The organism is Marivita sp. S6314, from assembly GCF_023015985.1.
GTDB lineage: Bacteria > Pseudomonadota > Alphaproteobacteria > Rhodobacterales > Rhodobacteraceae > Marivita.
Window position 1 is genome coordinate 319,438 of the sequence record NZ_JALKAO010000004.1, and the last position, 14,569, is coordinate 334,006.

The following is a 14,569-nucleotide window of genomic DNA, read 5'->3' on the forward strand; positions in this document are numbered from 1 at the left end:
GGCTTTCCATTGCGCGGTGTCGTGATAGCTCAGGCCTATGGTTTTAGAGGTCAGATCCGTGCGGAAATCCTATCCCGGCGCAGAGGGCGTCGTGGAGGTGCTGCGCGGTGTGGATATTGATCTGGCAGCGGGCGGGACGCTGGCGCTGACCGGGGAATCCGGGTCTGGCAAAAGCACGTTGCTGCATCTGATTGGCGGGCTGGACGTTGCGGATGGCGGCACGATCCGGGTCGACGGGCAGGAGATCACCGGGCTTGACGACACCGGGCGCGCAGCGTTGCGGCGGTCCACGGTGGGGGTGGTGTTCCAGCAGTTCAACCTGATCCCGTCGCTGACGGTCGAGGCCAATATCGCCTTTCAGGCGCGGTTGGCCGGTGTGGCGGATGCGGGCCGTCTGGCGCATTTGGCGCAGGCGCTGGGTCTGACACCGCACCTGTCGAAATATCCCGAAGCGTTGTCTGGCGGTCAGCAACAACGGGTTGCGATTGCCCGCACCTTGGCGGCGCAGCCAAAGCTGGTGCTGGCCGATGAGCCGACGGGCAATCTGGACGAGGCCACCGCGTCGGATGTGCTGGACCAGATGCTGAAGCTGGTGCGCGACACCGGGGCGGCGTTGCTGGTGGTCACCCATTCCCCGGCGGTTGCCGCGCGCATGGATCGTCAGGTGCATCTGAGCCAGGGACGGCTTGCGTGACCTGGGCCGCGCTGACGGCGCTGCTGTCGCATTGGCGGCGCAACAGATTGCAGTTCGTTGCGCTGATCTTTGGTCTGGCGCTGGCCACGGCGCTGTGGTCGGGCGTGCAGGCGATCAATGCCGAGGCCCGCGCGAGTTATGACGCGGCGGCGGCGACCTTGGGCGAAAGTCAGTTTGACCAACTTGTGCCCCGCGCCGGAGAGACGATGCCCGAAGACATCTATGTCCTGTTGCGCCGGGCCGGGTGGCTGGTGTCGCCGGTCATTGAAGGGCGGTTTGACGGTGACACCGGCAGGGTGCGGCTGGTGGGGCTTGATCCGCTGACCGCGCCGGGGGCGATTGCGCCTGTGGGTCTGGACGGCGACACCGATCTTGGGGCTTTCCTGACAACCGGCGTGCTGTTCGCCAATGCCGAAACAGCCGCGCGGATCGGGGAGGCCGCACCGGTCCCGGTGGTGGTGGATGCGAGCGTCGCGCCGGGTGTGGCGCTGACCGATGTGGGGATCGCGCAGGGCATTCTGCAAGCCGAGGGTGTGCTGAGCCGATTGATCGTGGCCCGGACCCAGCCGATGGGGGTGACCCCTTTGGAAACGCTGGTGCCCGAACTGGTTCGCCAGCCTGCGCAGGAGGCGGGGGCGGACCGGTTGACCGACAGTTTTCACCTGAACCTGACGGCCTTTGGATTGCTCAGCTTTGCGGTGGGCATCTTCATAGTGCATGGCACCATCGCGCTGGCTTTTGAACAGCGTCGCAGCATGGTGCGGACGCTGCGGGCGCTGGGGGTGCCGTTGCGCACTCTTGTGGGATTGATGATCGGCGAACTGGTGCTGTTTGCCGTGCTGGCGGGCGCGCTTGGTGTGGTTTTGGGATACGGGATTGCGGCGGTGCTGTTGCCCAATGTCGCGGCAACTCTTCAGGGGCTGTATGGCGCGTCGGTGGCCGGATCGCTGCAATTGCGGGCGGATTGGTGGCTGTCTGGCATGGCGATTGCAGTGCTTGGCACGGGGTTTGCGGCACTTGGAGCGTTGTGGAAGATCGCCACCATGCCGTTGCTGGCCAGCGCTCGCCCGCGCGCCTGGGCCGTGGCGTCGGGCGACAGTGCACGGCGTTTGGCGGTCTGTGCGGCGGCGTTGCTGATCGCGGCGGGCGCGATTGCGATCTGGGGGCAGGGACTGTTGATGGGCTTTGCGCTTTTGGCCTGTCTTCTGGTGGGGGCTGCGTTTCTGTTGCCCGGTTTCCTGCGCGGCGTGGTGGGTCTGGCCGGGCACCGTGCCAGCGGCGTGGTTGGTCAATGGTTCTGGGCGGATACGCGCCAGCAAATCCCGGGCATGAGCCTTGCGCTGATGGCGCTGCTGCTGGCCACCGCTGCCAATGTGGGCGTGTCGACCATGGTGTCGAGTTTCCGGGTGACGTTTGTCGATTTTCTGGATCAGCGGTTGGCCCCGGAGCTGTTCGTGCGGTTGGAAGACGCCGCGGACAGCGCCGCGTTGGAGACGTTCTTGATCGCCAATGCCCGCGAGGTTCTGCCGCTGATGTCGGTCGAGATCGAGGTGGAAGATGTGCCGTCGGACCTGTTCGGGGTTCGGGTCGGCGACACGTACCGCGAAGACTGGCTGTTTCTGGCGGACACCGCCAACGCGTGGAACCGCGTGGCGCAGGGCGATGCGGCGGTGGTCAGTGAGCAATTCGCGCGACGGGCCGGGGTGTGGATTGATGACGACATCACGATCGGCGCTTTGGGCGTGTTCCCGGTTGCGGCGATTGTCGCGGATTACGGCAATCCGCTTGGGCAGATCCTTGTGTCGGAACAGGCGTTCCGCGCGCAGTTCCCGGACCTCATCCCGTTGCAGTTCGGCGTGCGCAGCGACGATCCCGAGGCGCTGCAGCGTGTGCTGGTTGAGACCTATGGCCTGTCCGAGGGGGCGATCCTTAATCAGGCGCGGGTCAAGGCGTTTTCGGTGGAGGTGTTTGAACGCACCTTTACCATTACCGGTGCGCTGAACGTCCTGACGCTGGCTGTGGCGGCCTTTGCGATCCTGATGAGCCTGCTGACGCTGGCGGCGATCCGGGTGCCGCAACTGGCCCCGGTCTGGGCGTTGGGACTGACCCGGCGGTCGCTGGGGGGGCTGGAAGTGGTCCGCGCCGTGGTGCTGGCGTCGGTCACAACGGTGCTTGCGATCCCGCTTGGCCTGCTGCTTGCGTGGGTGTTGTTGTCCTTCGTGAATGTCGAGGCGTTTGGTTGGAAATTGCCGATGTACCTGTTTCCGGGGCATTATCTGGTGTTGAGCGGATTTGCCCTTTTGGCGGCGGGTCTGGCCGCGCTGTGGCCCGCGTGGCGTCTGGCGCGGACGCCGCCGTCTGATCTGCTCAAGGTGTTTGCCAATGATCGCTAGGGTGCTTGTCCTGTTGATGCTGTGGCCCGGTCTGGTGATGGCGCAGGGATTTGCCGGGCTTGGCACCGAAGCGGATGGGTTTTCCATTCCGCAGCGCGGGGCGGCGTTTGACTTTCCCGCCGATCACGGGCCGCATCCGGACTACCGGATCGAATGGTGGTACCTGACCGCCAATCTTGAGGACGCTGAGGGGAGGCCCTACGGGGTGCAGTGGACGCTGTTCCGGTCAGCGCTGGCCCCCGAGACACGCGAAGGGTGGCAGGACCCGCAGATCTGGTTTGCCCATGCGGCGGTGACAACATCCGATCAACATCTGGTCGCCGAACGCTTTGCGCGGGGCGGGATCGGTCAGGCGGGGGTGGGGACTGACCCGTTCGAGGCTTGGATTGACGATTGGCAGATGGTCGGCCCGGATTTTGACAATCTGCGCCTGACCGCGCGCGGCGCGGATTTTGCCTATGATCTGGGTCTGACGGCCACTGGTCCTGTGATCTTTCACGGTGATGACGGGTATTCGGTGAAATCTGCGCAGGGGCAGGCGAGTTATTACTATTCGCAACCTTATTACGACGTGGCAGGGACGCTGACTTTGCCCGATGGCGCGGTCGCGGTCACGGGGCAGGCGTGGCTGGATCGGGAATGGTCGTCGCAACCGTTGTCGGACACCCAGACAGGGTGGGACTGGTTTTCGCTGTCCTTTGACACCGGCGACAAGATGATGGGGTTTCTGTTGCGCGATGAGGACGGGACGGCGTTTTCCTCGGCCACGTGGATTGCGCCGGATGGGACGACCACGGCGTATCCGGACGGCGCGTTTCGCGCGCAGCCGTTAGAGACTCACGCGGTTGCCAGGCGTGTGGTGCCGACCCGGTGGGCGGTGCAATTGCCGGATCGCGATGTGGATGTCACCGTGACAGCGCTGAACCCGAACGCGTGGATGGCGGTGTCGATCCCGTACTGGGAAGGGCCGGTTCTGATCGAAGGCAGTCATGGCGGGCGCGGTTATCTGGAGATGACGGGATATGAGTGATCCGAACGATCTGGCGGCGTTTCTGGAGCTTGGCTGGCAGAGGCTGACGCGGGGCGTGGCCGACCGTCGCGCGGCGGCGCGTCATCCCGTGTTGGCCACGGTGTCGCCGGACGGCTTTCCCGAGGCCCGCACCGTTGTGCTGCGGGGGGCTAATCGGACAGGCGGGGTGGTCGAAGTGCATACCGACAGCGGGTCTGACAAGATCGCGTCCCTGCAGGCGCGCCCGTTTGCACAGCTCCACATCTGGGACGAAAAGGTGCAGTTGCAGCTTAGGTTATCCACATCGGTCGAGATCACGCAGGGGGCGGCGGTTGCGCAGAAATGGAGCCGTGTGCCCGGTGGGTCCCGGATGGCCTATGGCGCGTCGCCAAAACCGGGAACGGCGATCCCGCATGCCCATGCCTATGAGAAGCTGGCCAGCGAATCATGTTTTGCGGTTCTGACCTGCACGATTCGCCAGATCGAGCTGATGCACCTTGCGGACCCGCATCGTTGCGCTGTTTTTAAGGCGGATGACGGATGGTGCGGGGAATGGCGCGTTCCGTAGCGTCACCTTTTTTGCGCAGGGTGCGCGATTCGATGCCGATTTCTGTGATTATCGCCTTGCTTTGAAGCAAAACTTGAGTAGGTTCCGCGTCACTGATGAAGATCAGTGCAAAGAACACGCCGGTTGCGCCCGATCGAGGCAGCAATCGCAAGGAATGGGACAGTCGGGGAGAGCTGTCCCATTTTTTTGTCCGCACCTTTATCCACAGGCTATCGCTTTGGGTTTCGGGCCCGCCACGCGGCCCAGTCCTCGGGTGTATCGAGATCCGTGACCGCATGGTCGCCGGGCAGGGACACCTGCATGAGACGGGACCGATGGGCTTTGACAACAGATCGCGCGCCTTCGTCGCCTGTCAGGGTCTGGAAGGCGGGCACGAGGTCTGACGGAAAGATCACGGGGTGACCGGGCGCTCCAGTCGCGCTGGTGGCCTGGACGAGGAAGGTTTCGCCAGAGGCTGCAAAGGCGGCGACCAGTTGGTGCAGATCATCGGTGGTCAGATCGGGCATGTCTGCGGGCAAGACCATCACACCCATGTCGCCCGGCACCTGTGGTGACACCTGCCGCAGCGAGGCCGACATGCCGGTTTGGGCGTCGGGAACGTCGATCACGTGGACCGGCACATTTGCCAGCGCATCGGCGCGGGGGTCTGTTGGGTGTCGCAGGGTGACGAAGACCAGATCGCTGACCTGTCGGGCACGCGTTGCCACCCCCCGGAGCAACGGCGCACCGTCCACGGGTTCGAGCAGTTTGTCCCGGTCCCCCATGCGCTGGCTGGCGCCGGCGGCGGGAATCACGATGGCGAGTTTGGTCATTTCCGCATGTTAACCGCGCATCTGCGCCCCGTCCGCATCGTAAAGCGGGGTGGTGATCAGCGTGGCGTCCCGCATCTGGCCCAGAATTTCGATCTTGGCGGCAAGGCCGTCGATGGCGTGTTCGCGTGGGATCAGCGCAAGGGCGATGGACTTGCCCGTATGGTGCGAATAGCCGCCAGAGGTGCAGAAGCCCTGTACGGTGCCGTCGATCCAGACCGGTTCATACCCATGCGCGTCAGCGTCGTCGGCCTGCACGTCGAAGGCGACAAGCGCGCGGGCAGGAGGTGTTGTCCGTTCGGCTTCGGCGGCGGCGCGTCCGATGAAATCTGCGTTTTTCTTGAAGCTGATGAAGCGGTCCATGCCGGTTTCCGCGGCCGTGTAGTCGGGTGAGAATTCCGACAGCCAGGAGCCGAAGAACTTATCCAGCCGCAGGGACATCATCGCGCGCATGCCAAAGGGGCGCATCCCATGCGCCTGACCGGCGTCCCAAAGCGTGTGCCACAGCTGGTGCTGCGCGACCGGGTCACAGTAGATCTCGTACCCGAGGCCACCGGTATAGCTGACCCGCTGCACAAGGCAGGGGGTCATGCCGATGGTCATGGGGCGCACATCCATAAAGCGCAGGTCGGTGGCGTCACGCGTGACGGCCTCCAGCACCTTGCGGGCGTTCGGGCCCGCGATCTGGAACCCGGTCAGGGTGTCCGAGACATTGCGCACAGATACGCCGTCGCGTTGGTTCTGCTGGAACCAGCGCATGTGATAGGCCTGCGCGCCGTAGCTGGCGGTCAGCTGGAAATGGGTGTCGGACAGGCAGGAGATGGTGAAGTCACCGATCAGCCTGCCCTTGTGTGACAGCATCGGCGTCAGGGACAAGCGACCCGGTCTGGGGATGCGGCCTGCCATGACCGTGTCCAGCCAGTCGCGGGCATTGGGGCCTGTGACCTCGTATTTGCCGAAGTTGTGGACTTCGTTGATCCCGACCGCTTCGCGCACGGCCTTGACCTCTTGCGCGGTGGCGTCCCACGCGTTGGACCGGCGGAAACTTGGGGTCTCGTAGCGCGGCTCGCCTGCGTCGGCGAAGTAGTTGACGACCTCAAGCCCGAATTGCTGGCCCCAGACCGCGCCCATCTGATCGAAGATATCGTACATCGGGGTGGTGCGGTTGGGCCGCGCGGCGGGAAGTTCTTCGTTCGGGTAGCTGACCGAAAAGCGTTTCTGGTAGTTCTCGATCACCTTGGGCAGGGTGTAGCCGGGGGTAATCCACTGGCCATAGCGCGCCACGTCCATCGCGCTGACATCGCGTTCGCATTCGCCCTCGATCATCCATTGTGCCAGCATGAGGCCGACACCGCCGCCTTGGGAAAAGCCCGCCATGACACCACAGGCCGACCAATAGTTGCGCAGGCCGGGGACGGGGCCGACGAGCGGGTTGCCGTCGGGGGCAAAGGTGAAGGGGCCGTGGATGACAGATTTCACGCCCGCGCGTTCAAGCACCGGGAAGCGTTTATAGGCAAAGGCGATGCTGTCTTCGATCTTGTCGAAATCGTCGGGCAGCAGTTCGTGCCCGAATGTCCAGGGCGTGCCATCGACCGCCCACGGGCGACAGGGCTGTTCGTAAAACCCGATGCACAGCCCGCGCCCTTCCTGACGCAGATAGCTTTCGCCCGCCGGGTCCATGACATGGGGGTGTTCTTCGGCGCGTTCGTAAATCTCTGCGATCTCGTCAGTGACGATATACTGATGCTCCATCGGGTGAAGGGGCAGGTAGACCCCGGCCATAGCCCCCACTTCGCGGGCCCAGAGGCCACCTGCGTTGACCACATGTTCGGCGTGGATGGTGCCTTTGTCGGTAACGACGTCCCATGTGCCATCCGCGCGTTGGTTGGTTTCCCGCACCATGACATGGGTTTCAATCGTCGCCCCGCCCATACGTGCAGCCTTGGCATAGGCGTGGGTGGTACTCGACGGATCAAGATGCCCGTCGAGCGGATCATAGAGCGCGCCAAGGATGCCATCGGTGTTGGTGATGGGCGCGATCTTGGCGATCTCGTCGGGGGTGACGATTTCGGTCTCAAGCCCCATGTACCGATGCTTGGCCCGTTCGGCGAGCAGCATGTCGAACCGGTCCTGATTGTCGGCAAGGGTGATACCGCCCACATGGTGCAACCCGCAGGACATGCCGGTGATCTCTTCGAGTTCCTTGTAGAGCCGGATCGTGTAGCCCTGAAGCGCGGCCATGTTGGTGTCGCCATTGAGCGTATGAAACCCGCCCGCCGCGTGCCATGTGCTGCCGGATGTCAGTTCAGAGCGTTCGACCAGCATGACGTCGGACCAGCCCAGCTTGGTCAGGTGGTAGAGCACCGACACACCGACGACCCCGCCGCCGATGACCACCACGCGTGTTTGAGTATTCATTGTCACTGCCCCTGTCTTGCCTCGCATGACCATGTCGGGCAACGCGATCCGGCTTCCTGCCCGAAAACGACATCATGTGTCGGCAGATGGCAACCGGTCGTGTGATCGTCGACAAAGGGTAAGCACATGTCAGCAGGAGACTCCCGCCATGAAAACCCACGCCCAAGCCGTCGTCATCGGAGGCGGCGTTATTGGCTGCTCGATCCTCTATCACCTTGCCAAGCTGGGGTGGACGGACGTGGTCCTGCTGGAACGGGACGAGTTGACCAGTGGGTCGACATGGCACGCGGCGGCGAACATTCACGGGCTGCATGACAGCACCAATATCAGCCGCATTCAGCATTATACGATGAACCTCTACAAAGAGTTGGAGGCCGAGACGGGGCAGTCCTGTGGGGTGTTTCAGCCGGGGTCGCTGTATCTGGCGCAGACGGAAGAGCGCGAGCACCAGTTGCGGCTGCAAGAGGCGAAGGCCCGGCTTTACGGGATGAACTTTCATGAAGTGTCGCGGGATGAGGCGGAGCGCTTACATCCGCTGGTGAATTTCGATGGCATCCGCTGCATCATGTTCGAACCCGATGGCGGCAATGTCGACCCGTCCGGGGTGACCGCGGCCTATGCGGCGGGGGCGCGGCAGCGGGGGGCGGACATCCATCGCTTTACGCCCGTGACGGCGACCGAGCAGCAGGCGGATGGGTCATGGATTGTGCGCACGCCGAACGGGGATATTCACACGCCTTGGGTGGTGAACGCCGCCGGATTGTGGGGGCGGGAAGTCGCGGCTTTAGCAGGGATCACGTTGCCGCTCTTGCCGACAGAGCATCAGTATTTCGTCACCGAAACGATTGTCGAGATCGCCGCGATGGATCGGCGGTTGCCGTCGGTCGCGGACCGGGATGGGGAGTATTATCTTCGGCAAGAGGGCAAGGGCTTGCTGGTGGGTGCCTATGAGAAAGACGTGCGGTTCTGGGCCGAGGATGGCACGCCGCAGGGCTTTGGGCATGAGCTGTTTGCCGATGATCTGGAGCGGATCGAAGACAACATGATGCGCGCGATTGACCGGGTGCCTGCCGTGGGGGAGGCCGGGATCAAACGGGTGATCAACGGGCCAATGATCTGGTCGCCGGACAGCAATGTGTTGCTGGGGCCGGTACCGGAAAAGCAGGGGTATTTTTGCTGCAATGGGATCATTCCGGGGTTTTCGCAATCCGGCGGCATGGGCCAGATGGTGGCGCAGTGGATCGTCGAAGGCGAGATGCAGTACGACATGTTTGCCTGGGACATGGCGCGGTTTGGCGATTGGGCGGATGCCAAGTTCACCAAGGCGCGGGTGGGGGATCAGTACGCGCATCGGTTCAAAATCCACTTCCCGAACGAAGAACGCAGCGCCGGGCGGCCTGCGCGCACGCGGCCTGTTTACGAGATGCAGCGCGACATGGGGGCGGTGTTTGGGCTCAACTACGGCTGGGAACATCCGCTTTATTTTTCGAAAGACGTGCCCGACAGCGCCGGGTTCACGCGCCAACCGTGGTGGGATGTGGTGGGCCATGAGGCGCGGACATTGCGCGACAGGGCCGGGATCATCGACATCTCGAATTTTGCAAAATACCGCGTCACGGGGCCGGGGGCCGAGGACTGGCTGAACGCGGTCTTCGCCAACCGCATGCCGCGCGCGGTGGGGCGGTCGTGCCTGACGCCGCTCATCGGCAAACGCGGCGGGATCGCGGGGGATGCGACGGTCACGCGGGTGGCCGAGGACGACTTCTGGATCATCAGCTCGGGCATGGCGGAGCGCTATCAGAAGCGCTTCTACGATCAGGTGCGACTGCCTGCGGGCACGCGTTTCGAAAGCCTGACAGACACATGGTGCGGCTTCAACGTGGCCGGGCCAGAGAGCCGGGCGCTGTTGCAGCGGTTGACCAACGTGTCTTTGGCGACGCCTGACTGGCCGTTTATGCGGTCGCAGATGATCGACCTGGCTGGGATCGCCGTGATGGCGTTGCGGGTGTCGTTCACGGGCGACCTTGGGTGGGAATTGCATTGCCGGGCCGAGGATCAGGCGGCGCTGTATTCTGCTTTGTTGGAGGCCGGGAAAGAGGTTGGGGCTGTTCCCGTTGGCAGCCGGGCGCTGATGAGCTTGCGGCTGGAAAAGGGCTACGGGTCCTGGGGCCGGGAATACAGCCCGGAATACTGGCCGCAGGAATGTGGGCTGGACCGGTTGTGCACGCGGGACAAGGCGTATCTGAACCGCGACGCGGCAATGGCTGCGATGGAGGCCGCGCCGCGCGAGCGCATGGTGGTGCTGGCCATCAACGCGGAGGACACCGAGGCCTCCTGCGCCGATGCGACGGGGGGTGAGCCGATCTTCAAGGAGGGCACCGGCATCGGGCGCGTGACATCCGGCGGGTATGGCTACCATGTGGGCCTGTCGCTGGCGCTTGGCTATGTCAAAGCCGCAAGCCCCGGTGACGAAGTGGAGGTGATGATCCTTGGTCGGCCACATCGGGCGATGATCCTTGAAACGCCGCCGTTTGATCCGGATGGCGCACGGTTGCGCGCCTGATTTCTCTGTTTTCCAAATACCTCGGGGTTTGGGGTGGAACCCCAAGAGTTTCCAGTGATGGAAACTCCAAAATGCGTCACCGCATTTTGATCCGCCTCATTCAGCCGAGAGCGGGCGGATTTTCAGCGCGGTGATCCGGTTGTTCTCGCGTGCGGCCACTTCAAAGCGGAAGCCGTGAAAGCTGAAACACTGTCCGGTGGTGGGGATCATCTGCGCCTCGTGAATCACCAGACCGGCCACCGTATTGGCCTCGTCATCGGGCAGCGACCAATCCAGCGCCCGGTTGAGATCGCGGATGGTCATCGCGCCTTCGATCCAGAAATTGCCATCCTCAGCGCGCTTGATGTTGTTTTCATCCTCGGGGTCAAATTCATCGGTGATTTCGCCGACGATTTCCTCAAGGATGTCTTCCAGCGTGATCAGGCCCTGCAAAGCGCCGTATTCATCCACCACCAGCGCAAAATGCGTGTGTCTCCGCAGGAACTGGCGCATCTGGTCGTCCAGCGATGTGCTTTCGGGAATGAAATACGGCTGCATCGACACGTCCGAGAATTTGAACTCGGCCAGTGCGTCCACCGGGCGGTCGGTTTCCTGCAGGAACCGGTACATCGCGCGGAAGAGGTCCTTGGCATGCACCACGCCGATGATGTTTTCGGGATCGCCACGGAACACCGGCAGGCGGGTGTGGTTCGATTCCAGACACTGTCGCAGGATGTCCTGCGGGTCCTTGTCGGCATCGATCATCTCGATTCCCGAGCGGTGCAACATGATCTCTTCCACGGTGCGGTCGCTGAGGTCCAGCGCGCCCAGGATGCGGTCGCGGTCTTCCTTCTGGACGACCCCTTCAGAATGGCCCAGCTGCAAGGCGCCCGCAATCTCTTCGCGCACGGCAAGGATGTGGCTGTCGGGGTCGGTTTTCACACCGAACACGCTTAGCACGCCGCGCACCAGGACGCGCACCGCGGCAACAACCGGCGAGAACACGCGGATCACAAGGGCAATGACTGGCGACACGCGGCTTGCGGCGGTTTCGGCGTTGGTGATGGCATAGGTCTTGGGCAGCACTTCGGCAAAGACCAGCACCAGAACCGTCATCACCAGCGTTGCAAGCGCCACACCGGATTCGCCGAACATCCGGGTGAACAGGGCCGTTGCCAGCGACGTCGCTAGGATGTTGACCAGGTTGTTGCCCAGCAGGACCGACCCGATCAGACGCTCATTGTCTTCGGTGATGTTGAGCGCCCGTTCCGCGCCTTTTGATCCCTTGTCGGACATCGTCCGCAGCTTGCCGCGCGATGCGGCGGTCAGGGCGGTTTCCGAGCCACTGAAAAAGGCGGACAGCACCAGCAATCCGACAATGGCAGAAGCGGTGATCCAGAGAGCGGCATCTGCCGCGGTCGTTGCGGGTTCCATTGGGTCCAACGTCTTGAAAGGTTTATAGGGTTATGGGGGCGCTGTGGCCCACGTTCAAGGGCCGCAGGTCAGTCGCGTGCCAGCGGGTGGTGATCCAGCACCAATTCCTTGAGCCGTTCTTCCAGAACATGGGTGTAAATCTCGGTCGTGGATACGTCGGCATGGCCCAGAAAGGTCTGGATGGCGCGCAGATCGGCGCCATTGGCCAGAAGATGCGTCGCAAAGGCGTGCCGCAGCGTGTGTGGTGTGACCTTGTCCGGGGATACGCCGCCTTTGACCGCAAGTTCCTTGATCAGGATATAGAACGCGTGTCGCGTCAGGTATCCGGATTTGCCGCGCGACGGGAACAGGAAGGGCGAGGCCGGTTTGCCTTCCTGCCGGGCCGCGTCTTCCCCGGCTTCGCGGGTGGCCAGCCAGTCGCGCAAGGCGGCGCGGGCGGGGGGCGAGAGCGGCACCATCCGTTCCTTGCCGCCCTTGCCCCGGATGAGCAGCATGCGCGGATCGCCCTTGGCCGATGTCAGCGGCAGCGAGACCAGTTCGCTGACCCGCATGCCGGTGGCATAGAGCAGTTGCATCAGGCAGGTGTTGCGCAGCTTGTCCGCATCGGTGCGCCCATGGGTGGTGGCGGCGTCCAGCAGGCGGTCGACTTCTTCGGTCGACAAGGTCTTGGGCAGGCGTTTGTCGCGGCCGGGGCCGCTGATCTGAACGGCGGGGTTGTCGGCGCGAAAGCCTTCTTCGAAACAGAAGCGATAGAGCTGCTTGATCGCCGACAGGCGGCGCGCGCGGGTCGATTTGGCCAGCCCCTGTGCGTCGCAACTGACCAGATAAGCCTCGACATCGGATTTCTGCGCGTCCGTCAGCGAGGATCCGGCGTGCTCCAGCCAGTCGCGGAAGTCTTTCAGGTCACGCGCATAGGCCAGCTGCGTGTTGGTGGCCGCGCCGCGTTCGGCGGCTTGCGCATCCAGAAACGCGCCAATCCAGTGCAGATCGCTCATCGCCGGGCCCCTTCCATATCAAGGATGGCCAATTGCAGGGCCGCGCGCCGGGCTGTGTCTTCCAGACCAAAGGCGCGCAAGGTTTGCAGCGCCTGCGTCAGGTCCGCCGGTCGCCCCTCGGCCCCGGTTTCAAAGCGCAACAGGGTGGTCAGGAGGGCTTCGCCAAGTCGGTTTTCCTGCGCCATTTGCGCAAGGTCATCGGGGGCTGTCGGGGCTGTTGACCAGGCCTGCGCAAGCGCCTGCGCGTGCGGCACGGTGGATCGCGGTGCACCTGTGGCGTCGCCTTGGGCGATTTTGGCCAGAAAGACCAGTTCGGGCACGTCGCTGCCCAGCAAGGCCGGGGCAAAGCGTTCGTAATCCTTGGACAGAAGGCCGGCAAATCCCGATATCCTCTCGGCCCGGTCGCTGAGCGGCAACCCCTGCAAGCGCGCGGCGAACAGGTTGGAGAAGGGCACAAGCAGGCCTGCGGTGCGCATCTGCGGCCAGACCCGTTCCAACGAGGACGACACTGCGCCGGGGTCGCGGGTGTTCAGGGCGGTTTCGAACCGTTGCAACGCGTCCACGCGGTCCCAGATGCCGCCGGAGGCAGCGCGCAATTGTTCGGTGTACACGCCCAGAAGCTGGTTGCCATCAATCGCCCCGGCACGGGCCAGCCGTTCGGCGGCCTGCAGTTGCGCGCGCCAGCCGGAATCGCCCGACAGTTCGACCACGGCAAAAGGCAGGGGCAGGGGTGTTGTTGGCAGCGCTTCGCCAATCGCTTCGAAGAGCCGGAATTGCAGCGGGGTCGGGCGCACCGGGGGGCGCAGGGGCTGAATGTCTTCGGCGTATTCGGGATCAAGAAAGCGCAGCAAAAGCTCTGCATCCAGATCAGAGAGCTGACCCAGCGCCGTGGCCGTCTGGTAGATCGTCATGGCGCGGGGAAAATCACCGCTGCGCGTCGCGCACCAGATCCGGGTTGGAAGATCATTGCTCAGCGTGGGTTGATCGTTGAGCACCTGGCACAGCGCTTCGTCAGAGCCGGTCAGAAGCGCCAGGTCAAAGGCCTGTTGAAACAGCGCGGGTGTCAGGGTGCCAATCCGTTCCGCCAGCGCTTCGGCAGGGGCCACAAGCCCGTGTGTGTAAAGGCTGCGCAAGCGCGCGCGCAGCAGGTCTTCGCCGCGGCTGCCCGCAGGCGGCGTGGCTTCGGCCAGCAGCAACGTGTGGAACAGGGAATCCAGCGCCGGAACAGAGGGCTTGCGCCGGTGCAAGCGCTCCAGTGCGGCGATCAGATCTGCCTCGGCGCTGCCTTGCCACAGCGCCACCGGCAACCCGGTTACCGCGCTTGGCAGCAACCCGACGCCCCCGATGGACGGTGTGTCCAGTGGCTGGACGTCGATCTTGGGAACCGTTGCGCTTTGCGCCACGGGTTTTTCCGGGGTCTCGGGCTGCACCGTGACCACCGGTTCGACGGTGCGTTGCACCGCCAGCCAGTCGATTGCGGAAAGCGGGGTTTCCTGTGCCGCAAGGGGCAGGGCCCAAAGGCCGAAAATCAGAGGTACTGCGTTAATTTGCATCCAGTGTCACAGGTTTTCGAATCTCGATCTGCGGCGGTGAAAAATCAGCGCCAAAATAAGGTCCAAGATATGCGTACGCCACCAGCGCCAATCCGCCAATGATCAATAGATAGATCAGCCATTTTAGTATGCGCCCCATGGACACCCTCGCCCT

At 63.6% G+C, this 14,569-nt stretch carries 11 protein-coding genes; 5 read left to right on the forward strand and 6 right to left on the reverse strand.

What is annotated here, in order from left to right:
• Positions 1-37: 37 nt before the first annotated feature.
• Genes MWU54_RS13850 through MWU54_RS13865 form a run of 4 tightly spaced genes read left to right on the forward strand, consistent with a single transcriptional unit; the run spans position 38 to position 4,664 of the window.
• The gene (locus MWU54_RS13850; RefSeq protein WP_247084834.1) at positions 38-694 is read left to right on the forward strand and encodes an ABC transporter ATP-binding protein; all 657 of its coding nucleotides are present in this window, start codon (positions 38-40) and stop codon (positions 692-694) included.
• Positions 691-3,087, forward strand: a complete 2,397-nt coding sequence (locus MWU54_RS13855; protein ID WP_247084836.1) for an ABC transporter permease — start codon at positions 691-693, stop codon at positions 3,085-3,087. Before MWU54_RS13850 ends, MWU54_RS13855 begins: the two co-directional genes overlap by 4 nt.
• Positions 3,077-4,117, forward strand: coding sequence for a lipocalin-like domain-containing protein (locus MWU54_RS13860; RefSeq protein WP_247084838.1), 1,041 nt, complete (start codon positions 3,077-3,079; stop codon positions 4,115-4,117). Before MWU54_RS13855 ends, MWU54_RS13860 begins: the two co-directional genes overlap by 11 nt.
• Positions 4,110-4,664 carry a pyridoxamine 5'-phosphate oxidase family protein gene (locus MWU54_RS13865; RefSeq protein ID WP_247084840.1) on the forward strand — a complete coding sequence of 185 codons (555 nt, stop codon included), beginning with the start codon at positions 4,110-4,112 and terminating at the stop codon, positions 4,662-4,664. Before MWU54_RS13860 ends, MWU54_RS13865 begins: the two co-directional genes overlap by 8 nt.
• Before the next feature lie 209 nt (positions 4,665-4,873).
• On the opposite strand, the gene MWU54_RS13870 is transcribed toward MWU54_RS13865, so the two are convergent.
• Together MWU54_RS13870 and MWU54_RS13875 are read right to left on the reverse strand one after the other, a co-directional pair.
• Positions 4,874-5,476: a nucleotidyltransferase family protein gene (locus tag MWU54_RS13870; RefSeq protein WP_247084842.1), complete on the reverse strand. Its 603-nt coding sequence runs from the start codon at positions 5,474-5,476 to the stop codon at positions 4,874-4,876.
• Between the two features lie 9 nt (positions 5,477-5,485).
• Positions 5,486-7,891 carry an FAD-dependent oxidoreductase gene (locus MWU54_RS13875; RefSeq protein ID WP_247084844.1) on the reverse strand — a complete coding sequence of 802 codons (2,406 nt, stop codon included), beginning with the start codon at positions 7,889-7,891 and terminating at the stop codon, positions 5,486-5,488.
• Positions 7,892-8,039: 148 nt separating this feature from the next.
• On the opposite strand from MWU54_RS13875, the gene MWU54_RS13880 reads away from it, so the two are divergent.
• Complete coding sequence (locus MWU54_RS13880; RefSeq protein WP_247084846.1) at positions 8,040-10,454, forward strand: FAD-dependent oxidoreductase; 2,415 nt, start codon at positions 8,040-8,042, stop codon at positions 10,452-10,454.
• Between the two features lie 96 nt (positions 10,455-10,550).
• On the opposite strand, the gene MWU54_RS13885 is transcribed toward MWU54_RS13880, so the two are convergent.
• The 4 genes from MWU54_RS13885 to MWU54_RS13900 all read right to left on the reverse strand — a co-directional run bounded on the left by MWU54_RS13885 (position 10,551) and on the right by MWU54_RS13900 (position 14,554).
• Positions 10,551-11,867 (reverse strand): HlyC/CorC family transporter, encoded by a 1,317-nt coding sequence (locus MWU54_RS13885; protein WP_247084848.1) that lies wholly within the window; start codon positions 11,865-11,867, stop codon positions 10,551-10,553.
• 68 nt (positions 11,868-11,935) lie between these two features.
• Positions 11,936-12,862 (reverse strand): site-specific tyrosine recombinase XerD, encoded by a 927-nt coding sequence (locus MWU54_RS13890; protein WP_247084850.1) that lies wholly within the window; start codon positions 12,860-12,862, stop codon positions 11,936-11,938.
• Entirely contained in the window at positions 12,859-14,415 is a 1,557-nt protein-coding gene (locus tag MWU54_RS13895) for a hypothetical protein (RefSeq protein ID WP_247084852.1), read from the reverse strand. The genes MWU54_RS13890 and MWU54_RS13895 overlap by 4 nt, the downstream gene beginning before the upstream one ends.
• Positions 14,405-14,554 (reverse strand): hypothetical protein, encoded by a 150-nt coding sequence (locus MWU54_RS13900; protein WP_247084854.1) that lies wholly within the window; start codon positions 14,552-14,554, stop codon positions 14,405-14,407. Before MWU54_RS13900 ends, MWU54_RS13895 begins: the two co-directional genes overlap by 11 nt.
• Positions 14,555-14,569 lie beyond the last annotated feature (15 nt).